Below are 24925 nucleotides of genomic sequence, written 5' to 3'. Positions count from 1 at the left end.
CGCAGCAGGCGCAGAGCCAAACGTGTTTGAGCTATGCCTTGCAAGAAGGAGGAAGACGAAGTCAACATTTTCGAGGAACAGGAGGACTATTACCAGTTTCTCAATACCTTGGAAATGATGGCTCAGTCGTATGAGCCCGATGGTACTCCCTCTGGAAGATACTATATTCTATATGCTTATTGTCTGATGTCGAATCATATCCATCTGCTCATTCGTGAACGTGATGATAAGATTGGATTGGCAATAAAAAGGATCGCTTCCTCCTATGTTTACTATTATAATCACATGTATTCGAGAGACGGTCATTTGTTCCGCGAGCGGTATAAGAGTGAGCCAGTGAACGATATGTCCTATTTCGTAACTCTTCTGAGGTATATACACTAGAATCCTGTGAAGGCAGGGATGGTGGATGAGGTAAAGGATTATGAGTTTAGCAGTTGGGGCGAATACATTGATAAGAATAGTACGCTGATTCCATTGTGCGATACTCTCACTGTTTTGAACCGAATACCATTTGGTGAGTTGAATGAACTCGTGAATGAACCCCTGTCTGATGATATTGCTTGCCTTGATATAGAAGAAGCTTCGAAACGATGTCCTTAGGACGATCAGGTAATGATGCTGATTAAAGAAAAGACTGGCGCAACAAATAGCAACGCTTTTCAGCAATTGCCGGCTGAAATAAAAAGGTCTGTGTTAGTAGAGCTGAAGGGTAGGAGAGCCTCGCTGCGCCAATTGGAAAGATTGACCGGAATAGGAAAAACCATGATTTATCGCATGTGATGAAACAGGAACCTGTCCCGGTGTTCCTTAAAGCATACCTTCCTTTGGATTTTGATAAAGTATTGTCAAAATTTCATGCCGATAATATTAATTATTAACCATACTTTAAAATTTGCTGAATAAAAATGAGATTTAGTATTATTACAGTTTGTTTTAACAGCAGTCACACTATTAGGGATACTATCCTTTCTGTATTAAATCAAACAATGTCACCTTTTGAATACATAATTATAGATGGAAAATCAACAGACGGAACACTTGACATTATAGAAGAATTTAAGCATATTTTTGAAAATAAAAAAATACCTTTAAGAGTTTTCTCTGAGTCTGATAAAGGCCTTTATGATGCTATGAATAAGGGTATTGGAATGGCTAGTGGTGATGTTATCGGTATAATTAATAGTGATGATTGGTATGAACCAAAAGCTATAGAATATGCAAACAGAGAATTTGAACAAAGGAAGAGCATATCCATTGTACATGGTCTAGTGAGAAGGATAAGACATGATGGGTATTCATATTTAATGGCAGGCAAAAACATCAAACGATTGCGATATTATATGTGTTTAAATCATCCAACCTTTATGGTAAAAAAATCAGTATATGATAGAATAGGGGCATTTGATTTACAATACAAACTATCAGCCGATTATGATTTCACCTTAAGAGCATATTTATCAGGATTTGAGTTTTATAAGGTAGAGAAGATAATGGCCAATATGCGTTTGGGTGGCATTTCTGAATTAAGATATAAAGAAGGTTTAAAAGAAAAAAGAATAATCCAAAAGAAAAATGGATTTTCTTTTTATGTATACTCTCTGTCATACATCGCTTTTGAAATTAAACATCGCATCATTAATTTTTTGGTCAAACGTAATATAAATTATCAAAAGTTTATAAAAAAGAAAATATGATGAAGATTCTTCATGTAATAAATTCTTTGTCTAGTGGGGGGGCAGAAAGACTTGTAACCGACTTGATGAGAAAGATGAATAATGATGATTATGAATTAGAGACTTTGATCTTTTCGAATAAAGCAGATGTATATTCCAAAGGTTTAATTGCCGATGGCTATGTTGTTCACAAACTTGCAGATGTTTCTATTTATAATCTTTTATTTGTAGTGCCTAAATTAATTATTTTTTTCAGAAAACATAATTATGATATCATTCATGTGCACTTGTTCCCTGGTATGTATTATATATCTTTATTAAAAAGATTCCATTGTATAAAATGTCCGATAATATTTCATGAGCATAACACTTCTAATGGTCGTTTGGAGAAGCCAATGTTTCGACTAATTGATAGATTTGTGTATAAACCATATAAAAAAATAATTTGTATAAGTGAGGCCGTTTCTCAAATGTTGACATCGGTTTATCATCTTTCATCTGATAAAATTTGTACTATTCAAAATGGTATTGATTTAGACAGGTGCAAGCAAGCAAGGCCTGTAATGAGAAAGGTTATTAATAAGAACCTATCTAAGGATGATATACTAATTATAATGGTGGCACGATTCAATAAACAAAAAGACCATTTGACATTGTTAAATGCTTTGGCACGAATGCCAAATAAGTTTAAATTGGCATTATTAGGAGAAGGAGAACGTGAAGAAGAATTACGAGAAATGGTGTCTGAACAAAATTTATCTAAAAGAGTGTTTTTCTGTGGTTATAAATCTAATGTTTATGATTATATCAAGTCGTCGGACGTGTTTGTCCTATCTTCATTTTTTGAGGGGTTTGGACTTTCATGTATTGAAGCTATGGCATGCGGAATTCCTGTTGTCATATCAAATGTTCCTGGTCTTGCAGATGTGGTTGGATTTGCGTCAGAAAAATTTGAAGTAGGTGATATTGATGGCCTAATAGAATCAATTTACAAATTGATATTTAATAAAGATATTTATAAAGAAAAAGTATTAATGGGACTAAAACAAGCAAGATTATATTCAGAAGATAAAATGATCTCAGATCTTGGTAGATTATATAAATATGTTGTAAATGAAGGCGAAAGTAATAATAAATAATATTGCAAAGGCAATTTTCCTATTTTCATCATTTACGGTTTGGTTCGCTTTGACACCGTATCTAAGATGGAATATTTTTTTAATTCTACTTCTGTGTGGAGTTAATGCAATCTTGTATTTGTCTTTACCTAAACTTTCGCTTCCAAAGGATTCTTTTGTAGAAAATGTTATAATGATAATGTTAGTAGTGATAATATCATTATCGTTTATTTTTAATATAATATTTAATCCTCATCCCAAGTTATTATCTAATTTCTTGGGTATGTTAGTTGTTATAGTTGTATTCTATTTTTATTATAATGCAGTAATATATTCATATATCAAAACAGATTTAATAATAAAGTGGTGTGCTTATGGTGGTGTGCTTGTTATTCTAATCTCAGTCTTAGATGGAGTACTAGCAAATTTTTTTAATATCCGTATACATGATTGGTTTGTATATGGATTTCCTGGTAATGCTTCTTATTTTGACAGGGCAATTTGGTCTTCCCCATGTAGCCCGTGTGTAGAACCTGCTGAGACAGCATTGTATATCAATTGTCTTTTTCCTTTTTGTTTGTATTATTTTAAAGGGATTAAGAAATACTATCTTATAATATTATATATATTCTGTATTTTTGAATTATTTTCAAGTGCGGGAATATTTACTATGATTACGGGGGCGTTATTCTACCTCTATATGACTCAGCCCAAAATGAAGATGTTTACAATTTTAGGCGTCATATTTTTCTTTCTTTTATTATTGGTCATTTATTATTCTGAATCGGTATCTTATTATTTGGAACAATTAGCCTTTGTAGAAAAAATAACGTTGAGCGGTGAGACCGCTTCCGATTCTGATAGAAGCGATGCATGGGCAAAGGCAATTGCCGATGGATTGAAATCTCCTTTTTTGGGTAATGGCCCTGGATATGGAAAAGATACACGAGAAACAGGATACTTAAGTCTTTTTTTGCTTATGCTAGGAGATTATGGCATAATTGCTTTTCTTTTATTTATAGTTTTCTGGTTTTTATTATGGTATAAAACATTCTTAATAAAGGGCAGAATTCGTGTTTATATTATTCTTTCTTTTTATTCTGTTACTATTGCCGCCTTATTGGGAGACACATCTAATAGTTTTGTCCAATGGTTACTTATTCCCATAATATACAAATTTTATAATAATAGCAAGTATTCTTTGATTCCTGTTAAATATGTTGTAAAAATATTATTAAAGGGAAATAATGTTGATTTTAAAGTGAAATGATTATAGTAAATTGCTATGAAGGTCCTCCATATAGGTAATTTTAAAAGTGGAATTGATACATATATCCGTAATACTGTAGCGTTAGCAAGCTCGGACTTTACTTTTGTTATTGTCGGTGGTGCTGATGATAATAGTGAACCTTATATCCGTCATGGAAAACCACTGAAACAGTACACTATTGCTATGTATCGTGCTTTAAATCCTCTTAAAGATACAAAGGCCGTAATTCAAGCTGTAAAAATTATAAAAAATGAAAAACCAGACATAGTACATTGCCATAGCGCAAAAGGCGGAGTAATAGGTCGATTTGCAGCATTCTTTACAAGGAGGAAGAGTATTTATACTGCGCATGCTTTTTCATTTCTTTCTGCAGAGTCAACAAAGAAACAAAAGGTATTTTTGGCTTTAGAAAAAATTGCGAGACTGAACTCTGTGCTTTTGGGATGTTCGGAGAGTGAGCGTCTGTTGGGAATGGAGAAGGTTGGCTATACAATGAAGAATGCTTTTGCGTGGAATAATGCTATTCCACGGATTCAAGAGAAGGATATTCAAGATCCAGATGAAACTATTAAACATGAAAAGTATGTTATATCAATCGGGCGTCCCTCATACCAAAAGAATCCACTTCTTATGGTAGAGGTGATGAAAAGAGTGCATATGAAACACCCTGATGTAAAGTTTTATTTGGTGGGTGTGGGCTTTTATTCGCCAATGCTTGATAAAACTAAAGCGCTGATTCATCAATATGGTCTGGATGATAGTTTTGTTATGGTACCATGGTTGAACCATGCTGAAACATTAGGTTATTTGAAATATGCGCAGGTTTATCTTACAACATCGCTTTATGAAGGCTTGCCTATTGCGGTGCTTGAAGCAATGGCGATGGGTAAACCTATCGTATCAAGTGATGTGATAGGCAATAATGATTGTGTGAAAGATGGTGAAAATGGCTATTTGTTGCCAATGGATGCAGATAAGTTAGCTATAGCTGTCACTCGGCTGCTTGATGATGAGAAATTACGCGAAAAGATGGGTAAAGCTTCAATAGAAGTTTTTGAGAGAGAATTTTTGATTGACAAAAGAATAAAGGATTTGGAAAATATTTACCAGGAAATTGCAAAGAAGAAATGAATTATATTATAACTGGCGGTACTGGTTTTATCGGTACTCATTTGACTAATCTACTGAATGAAGTATATCCAGAGGCCAAAGTATGGAATCTGGATATTGTAAAACCGGGAACTCCGAATCCGGTAGTTAAGAATTATAAGCCTGCAGTAAGGGAAGGAGAAAAACTCGGTTCGGCATTCGTAGAGTGTGATGTTAGGAAGCCTATCGAGAATCTGCCTTTTGCTCCAACACCTGAAGATGTGATATTTAACTTTGCAGCTGTTCATCGAACACCGGGACATGAGGATATAGAGTATTTTGAAACGAATATCCGAGGGGCAGAGAATGTATGTGCATTTGCAGAGAAATATGGTATTAAGCAGATTGTCTTCACTTCATCAATTGCTCCGTATGGTGCATCAGAACAGTTGAAAACAGAATTGACTCTTCCAACTCCTAATACTGCTTATGGCATATCCAAACTAGTGGCAGAGAAGATTCATCTGGCTTGGCAAGCTGGTGGTGCAGATCGAAAGCTGACAATTGTCCGTCCGGGCGTTGTGTTCGGACGTGGAGAGAATGGAAATTTCTCTCGTCTGTATTGGGGTATTCGTAAACATACGTTTGCTTATCCTGGAAGAAAAGACACCATCAAGGCTTGTATTTATGTAAAAGAACTGGTGAGATTTATTCTTTGGAATGTAGAGGAACGCAAGACTGCATTTGATTTGTTTAATTGTACTTATGAGCCTGCTTATACGATTGAGAAAATCGTGAAGACGATGAAGGAGGTAACAGGTCTGAAACAGTTTGTGCCGTACATTCCTAATGCAATCATTATGCCAATGGCAGCATGTGCAAAACTTGTTGGTAGTCCAATGGGAATATGTCCTGCTCGCGTGAAGAAGCTACAGATATCAACGAATATTTGTGGTAAGAAAATGAAATACAGTGGCTATCAGTTTAAGTGGAAATTTGAAGATGCTTTAGCTGATTGGTACTGTGACAATAATGGAGAATGTCTAGAATAATTACCAAAATTCTTGGTGATTTATTAAATATTGGCCAGAGGGCTAATTACAATAAACGTTAAACAATAACCAATAAACTGTGAGAAGCAATAATCAAACGAACGCTTTTGTGCAAAAGAGCGTCATTGCGGGGGACTTTATCGTCTTTAACCTGATATTGGGGGTGTTCGCACTCAACCATTGGAGGATAGAGGCGTGGGAGGAGAACCAGTTGGAGGTGTTCGGACTGGTAGGGAACCTGGCATTGGTCATCAGCCAGCTACGCTTCTCGCCCACCATCCACCAGCGTGTAGTGGGGGCAGGGGACATCTTGCGGAGAATCATGGGAATGACCATCCTGCAAGCGATAGTAGGCTATCTTCTCTTGAAAATAGTAGACTACAACTTGCCTGTGGGTTGGCTGATATGGGAAATCAATACGGTGTTCTTCGTATCGATGGTCTTTAAAAGAATGATAGAACGCCAGTTAATCAGGTTCTTCCGTGAGGCGGGACGTAACACTCGCATGGTGACATTGGTGGGATCGGACACAGAACTGGTGAACATCTACAGGAAATTGATGAACGATGCGACGTTGGGATACCGGGTTATAGGTTATTACGATAACCTTAACCCTAACGTTAACGGGAACGGGAACCTTAACGTTAACCCTAACCCTAATGTTAACGTTAACGGGAACGGGAACGGGAACCGGGAGACGATAAGCGGTAACCCTGACGATAACCTTACCTTTGAGGATTACGGGTTGAGGAGATTGGGTTCGATTGATGATATGCTGGCGGCGATGGCGCGTCATGAGGATGTGCAATTAGGTGATGAGGTGTATGTGTGTCTGTCGCGACGGGATGGTGACGTGATTAAGAAGATATCAAGGTATTGTGACTACAAGGTGGTGAGGTTCTTCTATGTTCCTGTGTCGGTGGAGTCGATAGGACTGAACTTGAAGCGGGAACTGATGGACGACATAGAGATCTATACGACGTATGAGATTCCGCTGCAGAACTTGGGTAACAGGATGATAAAGCGGGCGTTCGACATCGTGGCGTCGCTGATATTCCTGATACCGACAGCGCTGATGTTCCCCTTTATCTGGCTGATCATCAAGATACAGAGCCCGGGACCTATCTTCTTTAAGCAGGCGAGGACGGGAATTGACGGCAAGACATTTATGTTGCTGAAATTCCGCTCGATGCATGTGAACAAGGATGCAGACAGACTGCAGGCAACGAAAGACGACCCGAGGAAATTTCCATTCGGTAACTTCATGCGTAAGTCGAACATCGACGAGCTGCCGCAGTTTTTGAACGTGTTGAAGGGTGACATGAGCTTTGTAGGCCCCAGGCCTCACATGCTGGCGCATACGGAACAGTACTCGGCACTGATAACCAAATATATGGTGCGCCACTTCGTCAAGCCGGGACTGACGGGATGGGCACAGGTGACGGGATTCCGAGGGGAGACGAAGGAGCTGTGGCAGATGGAGGGACGCGTGAAGCGCGACATCTGGTATATGGAGCACTGGAGCATCTGGCTGGACATCCGCATCGTATGGCTGACCGTCAAAACGATATTTATACATGATGAACATGCGTATTGACAACGGGAACGGGAACGTTAACGGGAACGGGAACGTTAACAGTAACAGTAAAGTAATGTATAGATTTGTAGTTGGTCTTATGCTGGGCTTGTGCTCGGTGTGTACGAGAGCTCAGGTGTTTGAGACGGTTAGTGATTCCGTTGAGACGGAGCGTGTGGTGGTGGCGGATGGGTTCTGGAGGCACTGGTTTTTGCAGATGGGTCTGGACATGACGCTGCAGAACCCGTATGGGTATGACTTTGCGAAGGTGTTTCCAAACGGAAAGTCGTTCGGACTAGATGTGGCGGTGGGTAAGTGGTTTACTCACCAAGTAGGCTTCCGTGGGAAGTTCAACTGGGAGAATCGGTTGCCGCTGCTGAAGAATGGGCACGCGAACTGGCTAGCTCCGTTTGACCAACCAGGGGTGAATAGAGAGAAGGGGGGATATGTCGCTTTCTACGGGGATGTGTTGCTGAACATGCATAACCTGTTCGGGACGTACCGGGCGGACAGGACGTGGAACATGAGCCTGTATCCGAGGATTGGCGTGAACTATAACTTCGGGGTGTCGAAGGGCTCGCTGCTGGCAGGTATCGGACTGCTGAACACCTACAGACTGAGCGACCGGTGGAGCGTGTATGGGGACATCGCATATATCATGACGGGAAGTGGCTTCGTAGGGAAAGACAAGGTGAAGGGTACCGGGACGGGAAGTAACTCGAACGGATACCTGACGATAGGCCTGGGAGCGCAGATGACGCTTGGAAGAATTGAAAGATTGAAGAATGGAAGAATTGAAGGATTGAAGGATGGAAGAATTGAAGAGGGACGTGGGGTGCTGGCAAATGGCATCTGGGACAACTGGTTTGTGGAGGTTGGTCTGGACATGGGACTGATGAACCCCTACGGCTGTAACTTCTCGAAGGTGATTCCGAAGGGGTTGACTTTCGGACTGAATGGTGCAATGGGTAAGTGGTTTACGCCTGAGTTTACTCTGCGTGCCCGTGTGCAGTGGGAGAATGGGATGATTCCGAATAACGGACTAGAATGGGTGGCACCCAGTGACAGTCCGAAGGATAATTATAAAAAAGGTGGAATAGGGGTGGCTACGCTGGATGCCATGCTGAACATGACGAATACGATAGCGGGCTATATCCCTGACAGGAAATGGCATACGACGGCCTATCTGCGAATGGGACTCATCAGCCAGTTTGTGGAGGGCTCCAGCTCGCCGCTGATGGGCGTAGGTCTGGAGGAGACGTACCGCCTGACGGACAGGACGAGTGTCTATGGACGGGTGGGGTACCAGGTGTCGACGAGTGAGGGCATGGGCTACAGCACGACAGGCGTGGAGGTGGCTGCTGGCAGCAACGGCTTCTTCGACATCGGAGCTGGTATCAGGTATGACCTGGGACAGAACCAGTTCTATCCTTATCGGGGACAGTCCCTCAGTGATCCGCAAGGCTGCTCACAGCAGGACCAGTTCCCTGAGGGACATAACTGGCCGAGATTTGCAGTGAGCACACTGGCATCGGTAGGGGTGTCGTATGCGGCAAAGACAGCGCTCAAGGCGATGATCAAAGTGGAAAGACCGGACCATTCTGACAACAAGTCGTTCCCCTCAGGTCATACCGCCATGGCCTTTGCTGTGGCCCGCTCCATCGACAAGGAGTTCAGAAACGAGAGCATCGTGATTCCCATCATAGGCTATTCTGCTGCTACGGCAGTAGGCATCCAACGCATCGCAAGTGACCGCCACCACTGGTATGACGTGGGGGCTGGTGCCGTGCTGGGGTTTGCCTCTGCAGAACTGTCGTGGTGGCTGAGTGACAAACTGTTGAATCGATAAAGGGAACGTTAACCTTAACCCTAACCTTAACCCTAACCCTAACCCTAACGTTCTTGAGACCTACGGAACAAGCGAGCAAGCTCGAGCGAACGGGAACAATAAACAGTAAACGGGACTCCGAGCTTTGCTCGCCTGAGCACCTACGGAGCGCAAGAAACTGTAAACGGTAAACCGTAAACAGTAAACCGTAAACAGTAAACTAGAATAAAAGAATTTGGGCTGACCTTTTGGTTAGTCCATTTTTTTTGTGTAATTTTGCACGCGATTTTCAGAATATAACATTTCATTGCAATGAATATATCGTATAAATGGTTAAAAGAGTACGTTGATTTCGACCTGACACCGCAGGAGGTGTGTGATGCGCTGACATCCACGGGTCTGGAGGTTGACGCACTTGAGGAAGTTCAGAGTATTAAGGGTGGACTGAAGGGACTTTACGTCGGCAAGGTGCTGACGTGTGAGATGCATCCTGACTCAGACCATCTGCATGTCACCACCGTTGACTTGGGTAAGGGCGAACCTCAGCAGATTGTATGCGGAGCACCTAATGTGGCCGCAGGACAGAAGGTTATTGTGGCTGACTTGGGTTGTGTGCTCTACGATGGCGACAAGGAGTTCGTCATCAAGAAGTCGAAGTTGCGTGGTGTAGAGTCGCTGGGCATGATTTGTGCGGAGGACGAGATTGGCATTGGTAACGACCATGCCGGCATCATTGTATTGCCTGAGGATGCCAAGGTGGGTATGCCTGCTGCGGAGTACTACCACTTGGAGAGCGACTGGCTCATCGAGGTGGACATCACGGCTAACCGTGCTGACGCACTGTCGCACTGGGGTGTGGCTCGTGACCTGTATGCGTGGCTGAAACAGAACGGATATAAGACGGCAACGCACAAGCCGGGGGCATCGTCGTTCACGGTAGACGACAACAGCCTGCCCATCGACGTGGAGATTGAGAACACGGAGGCTTGCAAGCGTTATGCGTGTGTGAGCATCACAGGCTGTGAGGTCAAGGAGTCGCCCGACTGGCTGAAGAACAAGCTGACAACCATCGGTCTGCGTCCGATCAACAATATCGTGGACATCACCAACTATGTGATGATGGCCTTAGGTCAGCCGCTGCACTGCTTCGATGCTGACATGGTGAAAGGTCATAAGATTGTCGTCAAGACCATGCCGGAGGGTACGCCCTTCCAGACACTGGACGGTGTGGAGCACAAGCTCTCTGACCGTGACCTGGCTATCTGCAATGCGGAGGAGCCTATGTGTATCGCTGGTGTCTTTGGTGGTAAGGGTAGTGGTACGTATGAGACCACGAAGAACGTGGTACTGGAGTCTGCCTACTTCCATCCTACCTGGATCCGTAAGTCGGCACGTCGTCACGGACTTAGCACGGACGCCTCGTTCCGCTTTGAGCGTGGCATCGACCCCAATGGTACGATAGAAGCACTGAAGTATGCAGCCCAGCTGTGTAAGGAACTGGCTGGCGGTAAGGTATCGATGGAGATCAAGGATGTCTATCCCAACAAGATGGAGAATGCCGTCGTAGACCTGAGCTACAGCTATGTACACGCTCTGGTCGGCAAGGACATTCCCGTAGAAACCATCAAGAGCATCTGCGACTCGCTGGAGATGAAGGTGCTTAGCGAGACTGATGAGGGATTGAAACTCGAAATTCCTGCCTATCGTGTGGATGTACAGCGCCCCTGCGACGTCGTCGAGGACATCCTGCGCATATACGGATATAATAATGTGGAGATTCCCACGCAGTTGAAGTCAAGCTTAGTCATCAAAGGTGACGAGGACCAGAAGCATAAGTTAGCTAACCTCGTCAGCGAACAGCTGGTAGGTGCCGGATTCAATGAGATACTCAACAACTCACTGACAAAGTCGGCCTACTATGACGAGGAACAGCAGGCTCAGCTGGTGAAGATCATGAATCCGCTCAGCAGCGACCTGAACGTGATGCGTGGTACGCTGCTCTTTGGCGGACTGGAGAGCATCGAGCATAATGCCAAGCGCAAGCAGGGAAACTGCCGATTCTTCGAATTTGGAAACGTGTATAACGTTAACGGGAACGTTAACGTTAACGCTAACCTTAACCCTAACGAGAAAAGCGGGGACTGGTTGAAGGCTAATGGTTATTCTGAGGAGAATCATTTGGGTATATGGCTCACGGGTAAGCGTGTGGAAGGATCGTGGGCGCATGCGGATGAGGATACCTCGTTTGCTGAGCTGGATGCTCACGTTGATAACATCCTGGCACGTATCGGTGCTCAACCAGGCATGCTGGTGCGTAAGAAGTCGGACAATGCAATATTCTCTGCTGGTCTGACCATAGAGAACCGCGGTGGTAAGAAACTCATTGAACTGGGTGTGCTGACCAAGAAGCTACAGCGCCAGTTCGATATCGATACACCGGTATACTATGCTGAGCTGAACTGGACAGCGCTGATGAAGGTCATCCGCAAGCAGAAGGTGGAGTTCACCGAGATAGCCAAATATCCTGCTGTCAGCCGTGACCTCGCCCTGCTCATCGACAAGAACATCGAGTTCCAGCAGATTGAGGACATTGCACGTCAGACGGAGCGTAAGTTCCTGAAACGTGTCGAGCTGTTCGATGTCTATGAGGGTGACAAGTTGCCTGCCGGCAAGAAATCTTATGCCGTCAACTTCATCCTTCAGGATGCTGAGAAGACCATGGGCGACAAGCAGATTGAAGCCATCATGGCGAAGCTGATACAGAACCTGAAGAAGCAACTCAATGCTGAGCTGCGATAGGGGAATAGACCGCAGATTACGCAGATTTTACAGATTATTGCAGATTTTTGATTTCTATTCTGAATGGAAGAAGAAGAGTACAACTTGCTGAAAAAATATCGTGATGATCAGACTTTTGCTGTTATTGGAGCCGCAATGGCTGTTCATCGTGAGTTGGGCCCTGGATTTCTTGAATCTGCCTATGGGGATGCTCTTGAAATGGAGTTTGAAGAACGAAAGATTCCTTATGAGAGGGAGAAACTGATTCATATATTCTACAAGGGAAAACCTATCAAGACACTCTACAAAGCTGATTTCGTCTGCTATGGTGGTCTAATAATAGAGATGAAAACTGTTGAGACAATTACAGATGTTCATCGATCTCAATTGATTCATTATCTTAAAGCGACAAAAATAAAAAAAGGATTATTAATAAATTTCAAGAACAAAAGTCTGCAGTATGAAAGATTCGCTAATGATTATTAATTAATCTGTGTAATCTGTGTAATCTGCGGTTAATTATTCAAACTTATGGGAAGAGCATTTGAATATCGCAAAGCTGCGAAATTGAAGAGATGGGGCCACATGGCCAAGACGTTCACAAAAATTGGTAAGCAGATTGCCATTGCCGTGAAGGCTGGCGGTCCGGAGCCTGACATGAACCCTGCACTGCGTGCTATCATTGCCAATGCTAAGCGCGAGAACATGCCGAAGGATAATATCGAGCGTGCCATCAAGAACGCAATGGGTAAGGACCAGAGTGACTACAAGGAGGTGACCTATGAGGGATATGGCCCTCACGGAGTAGCTATCTTCGTAGACACCCTGACAGATAACACAACACGTACCGTGGGTGACGTCCGCTCAGTATTTAACAAGTTCAACGGTAACCTGGGTACACAGGGATCACTGTCGTTCCTGTTCGACCACAAGTGTGTGTTCACCTTCAAGAAGACCGACGGTCTGGATATGGACGAGATGATTCTCGACCTGATTGACTACGGTGTGGAGGATGAGTACGACGAGGACGAGGAAGAGAACAGCATCACCATCTATGGTGACCCCTCCAGCTTCGGTGCCATCCAGAAACACCTGGAGGAGAATGGCTTCGAGGTTACCGGTGCTGAGTTCACCCGTATTCCTAACGACCTCAAAGACGTTACGCCCGAGGAGCGCGAGACCATCGACAAGATGATCGAGAAACTCGAAGACTTCGATGATGTACAGACCGTGTACACCAATATGAAGCCGGAGGGGATACAATAAACGTTAACCCTAACCCTAACGTTAACGGGAACGGGAACGGGAACCAAGATACAATATACAATAAACCGCTTGGGATGCCGAGCGGGTTATTGTTTGACGTAGTCTGATTGACGGAACGTAGTGTTAAAGAGCTGCGTTCCTTTTTTCTTTTTAGAGTAATAGACGTAGCGGAAGTTGTAGCCGGCTTCTTTGTAGATGCGGAGGTTGGCACTGTTCTTGACTTCGTTGAGTAAGAGATCACGGGTGTTGACACCATTAACCACTGCGGAGTCATCGATGTCACCACTCAGGGTGTAGGCATAGGTGATGGTGTGTGTGGACTTGTTGAAGGTCATGCTGTCCATCACGATATTCTTGGCAACGAGGGTGGGGCAGTGCTTGGCAGTGTAATCCTTTGCCTCACGCTCACAACGGTCTTCGAGGGTCTCCTGACAGGCTGTCATCAGTACTAATGCAGCAGCTATCCATACGATTTTTTTCATCTTCATTCTATTTTTATGCTGCAAAATTAGTTATTTTTTTAGAATATCTTGCTATTCTTTAATTAATTATTTTTATCTTTGCACTTCAAAGGAATAATTATGAGGAGAGATGAAAAAAACGGTAAACAGTAAACAGTAAACGGTAAACTAAATATGAAAAAGATGTTTTTAATGTCGTTGGCTACTATGTTCGCAATGACGGTAGGCCACGCAAAGGTCAATGTGACAGAGAACAAATCACAGACACCTGACGGTGTAGAGGCTGTCGACATGGGACTCAGTGTGAAGTGGGCTAACATGAATGTGGGAGCCAAGAAGTCGTCGGGCTTCGGTACGTATTTCGCCTGGGGCGAGACAAAGCCGAAGGAGTATTACTCATGGAACACCTATGCCTGGAGTCGTGGCAACACCCAGTTCCTGACGAAGTATTCCACAACAGACAGAAGAACGCAGCTGGCACTCTCGGATGATGCTGCTCGTGCCAACTGGGGTGGTGAGTGGCGTATGCCCACCGTTTCAGAGTATGAGGAGCTGATCAACCCTGCCAACTGCTCTTGGGAATGGACTAACAAGGATGGTGTGAACGGCTATAAGGTTACTAGCAAAAAGACCGGAAAGTCTATCTTCTTCCCCATCACTGGCTGCCGCTTCTTTGGCGAAGTGCAGTTCCGTGCCATCAATGGCATCTACTGGACATCCTCGCTCTATACCACCAATCCTAACAAGGCATGGTGTCTGGAATTCAACTTCGAAGACGTCTCCGTCTATTACGGTGACCTGTCCAGCAACCGCTTCAGCGGAAGATGCATTAGGGCGGTGAGATAACGGGAACGGGAACGTTAACCACTAAAAAAAAGGAACCGATGTGGTTCCTTTTTTTGTTGCGGAGAGTGAGGGATTCAAACCCCCGATACCCGAAAGGGGTATACCGGATTTCGAGTCCAGCGCGATCGATCACTCTGCCAACTCTCCGAATAAGTGAGCGCCAAAGAACTTGTTCATTTGGCCGAGCGTGAGGAGAGTCAACTTAGTTGAACTCTCTCGATTTTGCGGATGCAAAGGTAGTTATTATTTCTGAAATGGCCAAACTTTTCCTTAATTTCTTTGGTGTTTTCCTCACTTATTAGTACTTTTGTGGCATGGAACAACATACAAGGGAAGAAAAGATGGCGGCCTTCGGGCGAATGTTGGATATATTGGACGAGCTGCGGGTGAAATGTCCGTGGGACAGAAAACAGACCAACGAGAGCCTGAGACCGAATACCATAGAGGAGACCTACGAGCTGTGTGACGCACTGATCAAAGGTGACGAACATGAAGTGATGAAAGAACTGGGCGACGTGCTGCTGCACGTGGCTTTCTATGCCAAGATAGGTGAGGAGAAAGGACAGTTCGACATGGCTGATGTTTGTAATTTCCTCTGTGACAAACTGATATTCCGTCATCCACATGTGTATGGCGAGCAGAAGGCGGAGAGCGTAGAACAGGTGTTGGACAACTGGGAACAGATAAAACAACGCGAGAAAGATGGCAACAAAACGGTGTTGTCTGGTGTGCCTGCTGCACTGCCTTCACTCATCAAGGCCTACCGAATACAGGACAAGGCGCGCCATGTGGGCTTCGACTGGGAACACCGCGAGGACGTATGGGCCAAGGTGCGTGAGGAACTGGGTGAGTTGGAGGCGGAACTGGCTCGTGACGACCGTCAGGCCTCTGAACAGGAGCTGGGTGACTTCCTCTTCTCCGTCATCAACGCTGCCCGCTTGTATCACTTAAATCCTGACAATGCGTTAGAGATGACGAACCAAAAGTTCATCTCTCGCTTCAACTACATTGAACAGCGCAGCAAGGAGATGCAGAAACCCATGGCAGAAATGACACTGCAGGAGATGGACCAATTGTGGGAAGAAGCGAAAACGGTAAACGTTAACCCTAACCTTAACCCTAACGTTAACGGGAACGGGAACCTTAACCCTAACCTTAACCCTAACGTTCTTGAGACCTACGGAACAAGCGAGCAAGCTCGAGCGAACGGGAACAATAAACAGTAAACGGGACTCCGAGCTTTGCTCGCCTGAGCACCTACGGAGCGCAAGAAACAGTAAACGGTAAACAGTAAACGGTAAACAATAAACAGTAAACGGTAAACAGTAAACAATATATGAAGAGAATTAATGTAATCATGATGGTGGCTGTCTGTGTATGGATGATGGCCAGCTGTGGTAACAAGACTCAACAGGTAGCTTTTGAGGAAATCGATTCCACAGGAATGGGAAATGTTGATCCTACCATATACGGTGTGTGTGGTGAGGCTACTGCGATGAACACACTGCAACTATTGACGGACACCGGAGATACGCTGAACATAGACATGGCAGATGCCCAGGAGAAGGAACGCGTACTGGGCGGACTTCAAGTGGGTGACCGACTGGCGGTCGTTCCGACAGCGGACAAGAAGGCGGCAGTTATGGTGATCAACCAGACTTCGTTGCTGGGCAACTGGGTGATGCCGAATCCTATTGACGGCAGCGACGAGGTAGGTATCTGTATCAAGGAAGGCGGTATTGCCGAGGGCATTGAACAATCGGCTATCGTCTATAAGACCTGGCGTCTGGTGAAAGGACAGTTGGAAATCATCATGACGCATGAAGGCGGTAGCGGTGAGGATGAGCTATACCTCTATGATATCGTGAAGCTGGGACCTGACTCACTGACCTTCAAAGACAGCGAGGAGACGTTTGAGTACAGTCGACAGAAGCCTCGCGAGGAATATGGCAAGGACGTGAAACTGGAGGAGTCGTCAATTACGGACTTCGCGATGTAAAAGCCTTGGAGCCTTTTAAAGTTCACATATTAGGATGCGGCAGTGCACTGCCAACCTTGCGCCACTTCCCATCAGCGCAGGTGGTGGAAGTCAGGGGCAAGCTGTTCCTGATGGACTGCGGCGAGGGTACGCAGATACAACTGCGGCGCTCAAGACTGCGGTTTACCAAGATCAGTGCCGTCTTCATTTCCCATCTGCATGGTGACCATTGCTTCGGACTCATCGGACTGCTGAGTACCTTCGGACTGCTGGGACGTACGGCTAAGTTGACGGTGTATTCGCCTGCAGCATTGGCTACTGTCATGCAGCAACAGATGGACACGTTCTGTCGTGACCTGGAATATGAGGTGGACTTCATACCTGTGGACACCATGGTTCAGCAGGTGGTGTACGAAGACCGCTCGCTGACCGTTGAGACCATCCCGCTGGAACATCGTGTGAAATGCTGCGGATACCTGTTCAGGGAGAAACCCACGCTGCCACATATCCGTCGTGACGTTGCCGACTTTTACGGTATTCCCGTCAGTCAGTTTGACAATATTAAGGCGGGCGCGGACTGGACGACAGCAGAAGGGGAGGTGGTGGCCAACAGCAGACTGACAACACCTGCGGATGCCCCCAGGGCCTATGCCTATTGCAGTGACACGCGCTACATACCTACCTTACACGAGCGGTTGAAAGGTGTCACCACCCTTTATCATGAGAGCACCTATGGCGAGGATAACCACCTGAGAGCAGAGAAATATTTCCACTCGACGGCTCGCGAGGCTGCGATGGTCGCCCGTCAGGCAGGCGTTTGCCAACTGTTGCTTGGACACTACTCGTCACGCTACGAAGACGAACAGGTGTTGCTGCGGGAAGCACAGGAAATTTTCCCCAACAGTCTGCTGACTGACGAGAACAAAGTGTTCGACGTATGATTTTTTTGTCACGGAAAAGTGATTTTTCTTACAAAATATTTGGTGGAATGAAAGAAACTTCGTATATTTGCACCAATTAATGGATATACGTACGTATGACAAAACGTTTACTGATCTTCACATTAAGTGCGCTGATGCTGGCTCCAGTAACCATTCTGAAGGCAGCAAATGCTCCGTTTGAGACGGTTCAGCAAGACATGGACGATGAGGTGACCATCAGTGTAAACGGTACGTCGGTAACCATCTGCAATGCTCAGGGTGAGACCCTTGAGGTCATCTCGCTGACAGGACGTAAGATGATGACCGTACGCATTGACTCTCCGGCACAACGTATAGACCTTAATGTTCCAAAGGGATGTTACATCCTGAAAGTGGGGAAGGTAGTCAGAAAAGTTTCCCTGCGATAATTCTATTATGTTACGACTGAAAGACCCGAAGACGCGACGTGAAGCGTTTGAACGGCTGGTTAAAGAGTATAGCGAACCGCTGTACTGGGTGGTAAGGCGTATCGTGCTGAACCACGAAGATGCCAACGACGTCGTACAGAACGTGTTCATGAAGGCATGGATAGGACTGGATAACTTTCAGGAGGAGTCCCGCCTGTCGACATGGCTTTACCGTATCGGTCTGAACGAAAGTCTTGACTTCATTCGTAAGCAAAAGAACCAGATGGTCAGTGCCGACGATCCTGATGCGGGAGCACTTGCCAAGCAGCTGATGGCTGACGAGTATTTCGACGGTAATGAGACGGAGGCGCTATTGCAGGAGGCTGTCGCCCAGTTGCCTGACGTACAACGTGCAGTCTTTACCCTGCGCTATTTCCAAGAGATGAAATACAGTGAGATGAGCAAGATACTGAACACGTCGGAAGGCGCGCTGAAAGCGTCGTATCATATTGCTGTCAAGAAGATTTCGGAATTTTTCAAGCAACGGGATTAAACTTTCCATGAATGGAAACGTCAAAGCAATAAAAGAACAAAACAATGATGATACAAGAAGAACAAATTCTGAAGGAAAAGGTAGGACAGCGCAACTGTTTCAAAGTGCCAGAAGGCTATTTTGACCAGTTGTCAGCCAGCGTGATGGAAAGCCTGCCCCAGCAGGAGCAAAAGGCCCGTACGACCGTTTTGCGTAAGTTGCTTTATATGGCAGCCTGTACCGTCATTGCCGTACTGATGGGTGTTACCTATTATTTCCATCAGGGCAACAGTCATGTGGAGGCTCCCTCGGAATCGAACTATTATGAAGAATTGGCCGACTATGCCATGATAGACAATATGGATATCTACGTCTGCATGGCAGAAGAATAAGGTTGAACAAAAGAAAGGATGATGGCATGAAAAGATTTCTGATCATAGGAATGCTACTGGTGACGGTCATGATGGCCGGAGCACAGGACAAGAAGAAGTTCTCGCCGGAGAAATTTCAGGCTGACATGGAGGAATATATCTCTGAAAAGGCCAACCTGACGCCCCAGGAGGAGGCGAAGATCTTCCCCTTGCTGCGCGAGATGCATAAGAAACAGCGTGCCATCTATAAGAAGGTTCACAGGCTGGCGAAGAACAAGCCGACAGACGAAGCAGCATGTGCCTCAGTCATCGAGGACTACGACAATGTGAACATCGAGCTGAAGCAGATAGAGAAATGCTATCACAAGAAGATGATGCAAGAGGTGCCTGCCTCAAAGGTCTATGAGGTTATCAAGGCTGAATACTATTTTCACCGTGGGTGGATGAAAGGCATACAGAAGGACAAACGCCGCTAAGTCCGCAACGCTCACAGTGAGGGCGTCGCGATGTGCAGACATAACGCCCGTGAAGCAATAACCAATGATGTGCCCGTGGAATATCTTCCGCGGGTATGTTTTTTACCAGTTCCTTCTCTACATGATAAGGGGTGTCCGCCTTCTTGGCTACCAGGCCGAGGCGGTGACTGACCCGAAAGACATGGGTGTCGACAGCCATCGTGGACTTGCCAAAGGCAACACTCTGGATGACGTTGGCAGTCTTGCGACCAACGCCCGGCAGGTCGAGCAACTGACGCATGTCCGAGGGTACCTCGCCATGATGACGCTCCACCAACATACGGGCCATCTGCGACAGATGAGCGGCTTTGGCATTAGGATACGAAACGCTACGTATATATTCGAAGATCTCGTCGGCATCAGCCTGTGCCATCGCATGGGCATCGGGGAAGCGACGGAAAAGCTCGGGGGTTACCTGGTTGATGCGCTTGTCGGTACATTGCGCACTGAGGATAACGGCTACCAACAGTTGAAAGACACTGCCGAATTCCAACTCGGTCTGTACCTCGGGCATTTCCTGACGAAAATAGTCCAGAATATAGGCGTAGCGTTCCTTTTTATTCATAAATCACTGCAGCTTGTCAGCCACGAAGTCTGCCAGCTCCTGTCCACGGAGTCCGCGACGCAGGACCTTGCCTTTCTGGTCGACAACGATGGTATGGGGAATGCTGGTGATGTTGAACATCAAGGCAGCAGCATTGTCCCATCCCTTCAGATCGCTCATCTGCGGCCAGGGGATGTTCAGCGACTTGATGGCACCCACCCAGGCGTCTTTCTCGTTGTCGAGGGAGATACCCACAATGCCGAGACCCTTGTCCTTGTATTGGTTGTAAAGGGCGATGACGGAGGGCATGTCCTGACGACAGGGACCACACCAGGAGGCCCAGAAGTCGATGATGGTGATGCGTTTTTTGCCAACCTCACTCATGATGCTGAGAGAGGAGCCGTCAGGAGCAGGCTGCGAGAAATCAGGGATGGTAGCGCCCTCACTGGTCTTGGCAGTCGCTGCAAGGCGCTCTTCTATCTGCTTGATGGCAGGACGCTGGCGCATCTCATCAGGGAGTTGCTGGATCAGACGGGCACGTGCGTCATTGTCTATCAGCTCATCAGGATAGTAGGTCAGCAGGAAATAGCCGAACTCGTTCTTGATATGCTTCTCGGTGGTTTTCACGACGAGGTCGGCAAAACGCTTGTTGAGCAGGGTAATCTGTGCCATGCCCTTCTGTTGCTCTTCTTCACTGATGTTGTTGCCATAAATGTGTTCGGCAATGCGGTTGATCTCCTTGCCGATGCTCATCACGGAGTCGTTCAACTCCTGCCAGGCGTCGTTGCACAGCGTGCCACCGACACGACTGGTGCCAGGCTGTTCCTTGAGGGATATCTTGATATTGCCACGCTCGATGAAGAACGGGGCGTTGATCTCATTGCGCTTGGCACTGTAGATCATATGGAGACGAACGGAATCGACCTCACCGCTGAAGGAGAACGCACCATCCTCGACGATGATGGTGTCACAGGGAGTGGCCATCTCCATGTCAGACGTTAAAAAGAGGGTGTCGCCGTCGGCGGCTCCCTCGATGGTTCCTGTGACCTGATAGGAATTGGACTGACAGGCAGTCAGTGTACCGAAGAAGAGTACACTATACAATATATTGGTCAGAGATACTTTCATTGTTGATTACTCTACGGATGGTTTCTGCAAACATATCGGCAACGCTGAGCTGCTTGACCTTGGCACAACGCTGGGTATAGGGAATAGAGTCGGTGAAGACAATCTCTTCCAAGGCTGATGCCTGGACACGGTCACTGGCAGGACCGCTCATCACACAGTGGGAGGCACAGGCACGAACGGTCTTGGCACCGGCTTCCTTCATGATGTCGGCAGCCTTGGTGATGGTGCCTGCCGTGTCTACCATATCGTCGATGATGACGACGTTTTTACCGGCAACGTCGCCGATAATCTGCATGGTGGCTACCACATTGGCACGGGCACGTGTCTTGTTGCACAGCACGAGGGGACAGCCCAGGTACTTGGCATAGGTGTTGGCACGCTTCGAACCACCTACGTCGGGAGAGGCGATGACCACGTCGTCCAGATGCAGGCTCTGCAGATAGGGCAGGATGACACCGGAAGCATAGAGATGATCGACGGGTACATCGAAGAATCCTTGAATCTGGTCGGCATGCAGGTCCATCGTGATGACACGGTCCACACCTGCCACACTGAGCAGGTCGGCAACGAGCTTGGCTCCGATGGATACACGTGGCTTGTCCTTGCGGTCCTGACGAGCCCATCCGAAATAGGGGATGACAGCATTGATGGTGCGGGCAGAGGCTCGCTTGGCTGCGTCGATCATGAGCAGCAACTCCATCAGATTGTCAGAGTTGGGGAAGGTGCTCTGCACGAGGAAGATGTCGCGTCCACGAATACTCTCCTCATACGAAACAGCGAACTCGCCGTCAGAAAACTTCGTGATCTGAAGCTTACCAAGCGGACAACCTAAACTTTGGCAGATTCTCTCTGCAAGGTACTTTGTGGCAGTACCCGAAAATACCATGTAGTTTTTGTTAGGATTCATTGTTGTTTATTGATGTTAACCGATTGCTTTGCGTAGTTTACTGAAATGGTCAATCACACTCTGATAGTCCACTTCCTGTTGGATGTTAAAGCGGTTCCAGATATCGCCACAGATGACAATACCGCCAAAACCGAGGTCTTTCATCTGCTTGACCGTGTCAAGGTTCATGCCTCCCAGGGCGTAGACGTGGCGATCGATGAGTCCGCTGCGCGACGCCTCCTCCAGCTGCTGCTGGGTGAACGAGGCCTTGCAGTCGGGCTCTGACTGGCTGTCGCCAATGTATTTCAAGAACACATAGTCGGCCTTGCGCTTCGCCTCTTTCAACAGCTCCAGGTGGGTACATGTACGACTGACATGTCCCTTGTAGCCGCTGGGCACTGGCGTCGTCTCGTCCTCGATATGGATGCCGTTCAGCTGGAACTCCTCTTTCAGATAGTAGTTGTCATGAACGGTAATCCGCTTATAGTTGTTCCCGGGAAGCAACGATAACAGTCGCTCCGAGTACATCGGTGACGAGCCCGGCTTGTAGAGATGAAGGTTATCGAGGCCCTCGTCGAAGAGTGCCGCGAGAATCTTGTCTTCCTCCACAAAGAATGTGGGGCGTGTCATAACTACCAGTTTCATGCAGAAGACGGGTTAGTTGGCGGATTCGAATTCTTTCAGGAAACGAACGTCGTTCTCAGAGAACATACGCAGGTCGCTGACTCTGTATTTCAGGTTGGTGATACGCTCGACACCCATACCGAAGGCATAGCCACTGTATATCTTGGAGTCGATGCCGCATTGTTCAAGCACGTTGGGATCTACCATGCCACATCCCAGGATCTCCACCCAGCCGGTATGCTTGCAGAAGCCACAGCCTTCACCACCGCAGATGAAACAGGAGATGTCCATCTCGGCAGAGGGCTCCGTGAAGGGGAAGTAGGAGGGACGCAGACGAATCTGCGTGTCGGCTCCGAACATCTCACGGGCGAAGGAGAGCAATACCTGCTTCAGGTCGGTGAACGACACGTTCTTGTCGATATAGAGACCCTCGACCTGATGGAAGAAACAGTGCGCACGCGCTGTGATGGCCTCGTTACGATAGACACGTCCCGGACAGATGACACGGATGGGGGCTGTCAGTTTGCCGTCTTCCGTATGCATGTGCTCCATCACACGGGCCTGGACACTGGAGGTGTGCGAGCGAAGCAGGATGTTCTTGGTGACGTCGTTGGGATGCTGTGACACGAAGAAGGTGTCCTGCATATCACGAGCGGGGTGGTCGGCGGCAAAGTTCATCTTGGTGAACACATGCAGGTCGTCCTCCACCTCAGGACCGTCAGCCAGCACGAAGCCCATACGTGAGAAGATGTCGATAATCTCGTTGGTCACGATGGTCAGGGGATGGCGCGTACCCAGCTGGATGGGGTAGGGCGTGCGCGTGAGGTCGACGGCCTCGTCGGTAGTCTCCTGGTTGGCACACTCCTCGCGCAACTGGTTGATACGCTCGGTAGCCAGGGCCTTCAACTCGTTAATCTTCATGCCGACGGTCTTTTTCTGGTCGGCTGCCACATTACGGAAATCGTTCATCAAAGCCGTGATCTCGCCTTTCTTACTGAGGTATTTCAGGCGCAGCTGTTCCACCTCGTCGGCATTCTTGGCACTTAGTGTTTGTACTTCTTTCAGAAGTTCGTCTATCTTATCTAGTATCATAATCTGACTAATAATGCGTAAATTTTGATGCAAAGGTACAAAATAAATCATAATTCATAATTATTAATTCATAATTATTTTCTATCTTTGCACAAAATTTAGAGAGAATACCGATTTTTTGGTGTAAATAGATGGAACGATACCTTATTTCAATGAGCTTGTTGCTCTTATTGCTGGCCTCATGTGGCGGTAATAAGACGAAGAACATAGACGAAGAAGTGGCACCTGACACGCTGAACACTGACACAACAGTGGTCGATTCTATGGAAATCGTCATGGAGAGCATGCCTGTTCCCAAGGCTGCTGACGAGTTGTTCGACGACTTTATCTTCAACTTCGCTGCCAACAAGAAACTTCAGATGGAACGTATCCTCTTTCCCTTGCAGTCGTATAATGGCAGGGAGAAGAAGATGATCAGCAAGAAAGAGTGGAAAATGGACTATTTCTTCATGCGACAAGGCTATTATACGGTGCTCTTCGACGATGAGCGTGCCATGGAGATTGTCAAGGACACGCATATCAGTCATGCGGTACTGGAGAAGATCTATTTCAACACCTCATCGGTCATCCAGTATATCTTCGACCGTCCCAAGGGGGCCTGGATACTGACAGCGCTCCGTACCATCCCCATCAGTCAGTCGAACAACGCCTCGTTCCTCCAGTTCTATCACCGCTTCGCCTCTGACAAGGAGTTCCAGACGGAGAGCCTGGGAGCTACGGTGAAGTTTGTGGGACCTGACCCTGACGACGACTTCAGCCAGATGGAGGGCATCATCACCCGCGACACGTGGGAGGCCTTTGCCCCTGAGCTGCCTACAAGGATGATCTATAACATCATCTACGGACAACCGAAGAAGGAGGCACAGACAAAGCTCTTCGTCATGCGTGGCATCGCAAACGGTCTGGAGATGGAGATGTCGTTCAAGAACAAGGGCGGCAAGTGGATATTGGTAAAGCTAACAACCTGA

26 protein-coding genes, 1 tRNA gene and 1 pseudogene are annotated in these 24925 nt (G+C 46.6%); 21 read left to right on the top strand and 7 right to left on the bottom strand.

The annotated features are described in order from the left end of the window. Positions 1-33: 33 nt before the first annotated feature. From BLU47_RS02895 to BLU47_RS02840, 12 genes are all read left to right on the top strand, one after another. The gene (locus tag BLU47_RS02895; RefSeq protein ID WP_091958126.1) at positions 34-384 is read left to right on the top strand and encodes a transposase; all 351 of its coding nucleotides are present in this window, start codon (positions 34-36) and stop codon (positions 382-384) included. Between the two features lie 231 nt (positions 385-615). Next, positions 616-783, top strand: a complete 168-nt coding sequence (locus BLU47_RS14650; RefSeq protein ID WP_176780422.1) for a hypothetical protein — start codon at positions 616-618, stop codon at positions 781-783. A gap of 125 nt (positions 784-908) precedes the next feature. Beyond that, positions 909-1697 (top strand): glycosyltransferase family 2 protein, encoded by a 789-nt coding sequence (locus BLU47_RS02885; RefSeq protein WP_091958120.1) that lies wholly within the window; start codon positions 909-911, stop codon positions 1695-1697. Next, positions 1694-2815: a glycosyltransferase gene (locus BLU47_RS02880; protein ID WP_091958118.1), complete on the top strand. Its 1122-nt coding sequence runs from the start codon at positions 1694-1696 to the stop codon at positions 2813-2815. The genes BLU47_RS02885 and BLU47_RS02880 overlap by 4 nt, the downstream gene beginning before the upstream one ends. Beyond that, on the top strand, positions 2790-4064 hold the full coding sequence (locus BLU47_RS02875) for an O-antigen ligase family protein (RefSeq protein ID WP_091958115.1): 1275 nt from the start codon (positions 2790-2792) through the stop codon (positions 4062-4064). The genes BLU47_RS02880 and BLU47_RS02875 overlap by 26 nt, the downstream gene beginning before the upstream one ends. A gap of 15 nt (positions 4065-4079) precedes the next feature. Continuing rightward, the gene (locus BLU47_RS15070) at positions 4080-5195 is read left to right on the top strand and encodes a glycosyltransferase (protein WP_255402063.1); all 1116 of its coding nucleotides are present in this window, start codon (positions 4080-4082) and stop codon (positions 5193-5195) included. Continuing rightward, positions 5192-6205 (top strand): NAD-dependent epimerase/dehydratase family protein, encoded by a 1014-nt coding sequence (locus BLU47_RS02865; RefSeq protein ID WP_091958112.1) that lies wholly within the window; start codon positions 5192-5194, stop codon positions 6203-6205. Before BLU47_RS15070 ends, BLU47_RS02865 begins: the two co-directional genes overlap by 4 nt. Before the next feature lie 109 nt (positions 6206-6314). Then, on the top strand, positions 6315-7802 hold the full coding sequence (locus BLU47_RS02860; protein WP_143025438.1) for an exopolysaccharide biosynthesis polyprenyl glycosylphosphotransferase: 1488 nt from the start codon (positions 6315-6317) through the stop codon (positions 7800-7802). Continuing rightward, positions 7783-9630 carry a phosphatase PAP2 family protein gene (locus BLU47_RS02855; RefSeq protein ID WP_091958110.1) on the top strand — a complete coding sequence of 616 codons (1848 nt, stop codon included), beginning with the start codon at positions 7783-7785 and terminating at the stop codon, positions 9628-9630. Before BLU47_RS02860 ends, BLU47_RS02855 begins: the two co-directional genes overlap by 20 nt. Positions 9631-9921: 291 nt before the next feature. Continuing rightward, on the top strand, positions 9922-12408 hold the full coding sequence (gene pheT, locus BLU47_RS02850; protein ID WP_091958107.1) for a phenylalanine--tRNA ligase subunit beta: 2487 nt from the start codon (positions 9922-9924) through the stop codon (positions 12406-12408). A gap of 63 nt (positions 12409-12471) precedes the next feature. After that, positions 12472-12873, top strand: a complete 402-nt coding sequence (locus tag BLU47_RS02845; RefSeq protein WP_091958106.1) for a GxxExxY protein — start codon at positions 12472-12474, stop codon at positions 12871-12873. 45 nt (positions 12874-12918) lie between these two features. Further along, on the top strand, positions 12919-13653 hold the full coding sequence (locus BLU47_RS02840) for a YebC/PmpR family DNA-binding transcriptional regulator (RefSeq protein WP_091958103.1): 735 nt from the start codon (positions 12919-12921) through the stop codon (positions 13651-13653). 86 nt (positions 13654-13739) lie between these two features. Here the strand turns inward: BLU47_RS02840 and BLU47_RS02835 are convergent, their stop codons facing one another. Beyond that, the gene (locus BLU47_RS02835) at positions 13740-14141 is read right to left on the bottom strand and encodes a hypothetical protein (RefSeq protein WP_091958101.1); all 402 of its coding nucleotides are present in this window, start codon (positions 14139-14141) and stop codon (positions 13740-13742) included. Positions 14142-14288: 147 nt separating this feature from the next. Between BLU47_RS02835 and BLU47_RS02830 the strand changes: the two genes are divergently transcribed. Further along, positions 14289-14960 (top strand): Lcl domain-containing protein, encoded by a 672-nt coding sequence (locus BLU47_RS02830; protein WP_091958098.1) that lies wholly within the window; start codon positions 14289-14291, stop codon positions 14958-14960. A gap of 59 nt (positions 14961-15019) precedes the next feature. On the opposite strand, the gene BLU47_RS02825 is transcribed toward BLU47_RS02830, so the two are convergent. After that, positions 15020-15107, bottom strand: a tRNA-Ser gene (locus BLU47_RS02825). Between the two features lie 167 nt (positions 15108-15274). On the opposite strand from BLU47_RS02825, the pseudogene mazG reads away from it, so the two are divergent. The 7 genes and pseudogenes from mazG to BLU47_RS02790 all read left to right on the top strand — a co-directional run. Then, positions 15275-16051, top strand: a pseudogene (gene mazG / locus BLU47_RS02820) (nucleoside triphosphate pyrophosphohydrolase); the annotation flags it as partial. A gap of 245 nt (positions 16052-16296) precedes the next feature. Beyond that, a complete protein-coding gene (locus tag BLU47_RS02815; protein ID WP_091958094.1) occupies positions 16297-16959 on the top strand; it encodes a lipocalin family protein in 663 nt (220 codons plus the stop codon). A gap of 5 nt (positions 16960-16964) precedes the next feature. Next, on the top strand, positions 16965-17879 hold the full coding sequence (locus BLU47_RS02810) for a ribonuclease Z (RefSeq protein WP_091958092.1): 915 nt from the start codon (positions 16965-16967) through the stop codon (positions 17877-17879). A 95-nt stretch (positions 17880-17974) separates the two neighbouring features. Beyond that, positions 17975-18286: a T9SS type A sorting domain-containing protein gene (locus BLU47_RS02805; protein WP_091958089.1), complete on the top strand. Its 312-nt coding sequence runs from the start codon at positions 17975-17977 to the stop codon at positions 18284-18286. A 7-nt stretch (positions 18287-18293) separates the two neighbouring features. Then, on the top strand, positions 18294-18818 hold the full coding sequence (locus BLU47_RS02800) for an RNA polymerase sigma factor (protein WP_091958088.1): 525 nt from the start codon (positions 18294-18296) through the stop codon (positions 18816-18818). A gap of 44 nt (positions 18819-18862) precedes the next feature. Continuing rightward, positions 18863-19189, top strand: coding sequence for a hypothetical protein (locus BLU47_RS02795; RefSeq protein ID WP_091958085.1), 327 nt, complete (start codon positions 18863-18865; stop codon positions 19187-19189). A 26-nt stretch (positions 19190-19215) separates the two neighbouring features. Next, positions 19216-19644, top strand: coding sequence for a hypothetical protein (locus BLU47_RS02790; RefSeq protein WP_091958364.1), 429 nt, complete (start codon positions 19216-19218; stop codon positions 19642-19644). On the opposite strand, the gene nth is transcribed toward BLU47_RS02790, so the two are convergent. Genes nth through pheS form a run of 5 tightly spaced genes read right to left on the bottom strand, consistent with a single transcriptional unit; the run spans position 19580 to position 23957 of the window. Continuing rightward, positions 19580-20248, bottom strand: a complete 669-nt coding sequence (nth, locus tag BLU47_RS02785; RefSeq protein WP_091958083.1) for an endonuclease III — start codon at positions 20246-20248, stop codon at positions 19580-19582. The genes BLU47_RS02790 and nth overlap by 65 nt on opposite strands. A 3-nt stretch (positions 20249-20251) precedes the next feature. Then, a complete protein-coding gene (locus BLU47_RS02780; protein ID WP_091958081.1) occupies positions 20252-21355 on the bottom strand; it encodes a TlpA disulfide reductase family protein in 1104 nt (367 codons plus the stop codon). Continuing rightward, on the bottom strand, positions 21324-22262 hold the full coding sequence (locus BLU47_RS02775) for a ribose-phosphate pyrophosphokinase (protein ID WP_091958079.1): 939 nt from the start codon (positions 22260-22262) through the stop codon (positions 21324-21326). The genes BLU47_RS02780 and BLU47_RS02775 overlap by 32 nt, the downstream gene beginning before the upstream one ends. Positions 22263-22277: 15 nt before the next feature. Further along, on the bottom strand, positions 22278-22886 hold the full coding sequence (locus BLU47_RS02770) for a thiamine phosphate synthase (RefSeq protein ID WP_091958076.1): 609 nt from the start codon (positions 22884-22886) through the stop codon (positions 22278-22280). Positions 22887-22898: 12 nt separating this feature from the next. Beyond that, on the bottom strand, positions 22899-23957 hold the full coding sequence (gene pheS / locus BLU47_RS02765) for a phenylalanine--tRNA ligase subunit alpha (protein ID WP_091958073.1): 1059 nt from the start codon (positions 23955-23957) through the stop codon (positions 22899-22901). A 131-nt stretch (positions 23958-24088) separates the two neighbouring features. On the opposite strand from pheS, the gene BLU47_RS02760 reads away from it, so the two are divergent. Continuing rightward, a complete protein-coding gene (locus BLU47_RS02760; RefSeq protein WP_091958070.1) occupies positions 24089-24925 on the top strand; it encodes a DUF4348 domain-containing protein in 837 nt (278 codons plus the stop codon).

This window comes from Prevotella sp. tc2-28 (assembly GCF_900107705.1).
In the GTDB taxonomy this organism is placed as follows: Bacteria; Bacteroidota; Bacteroidia; order Bacteroidales; family Bacteroidaceae; genus Prevotella.
Note: the sequence above shows the minus strand (reverse complement) of the source record. Positions and strands in the feature narration are given on the sequence as shown.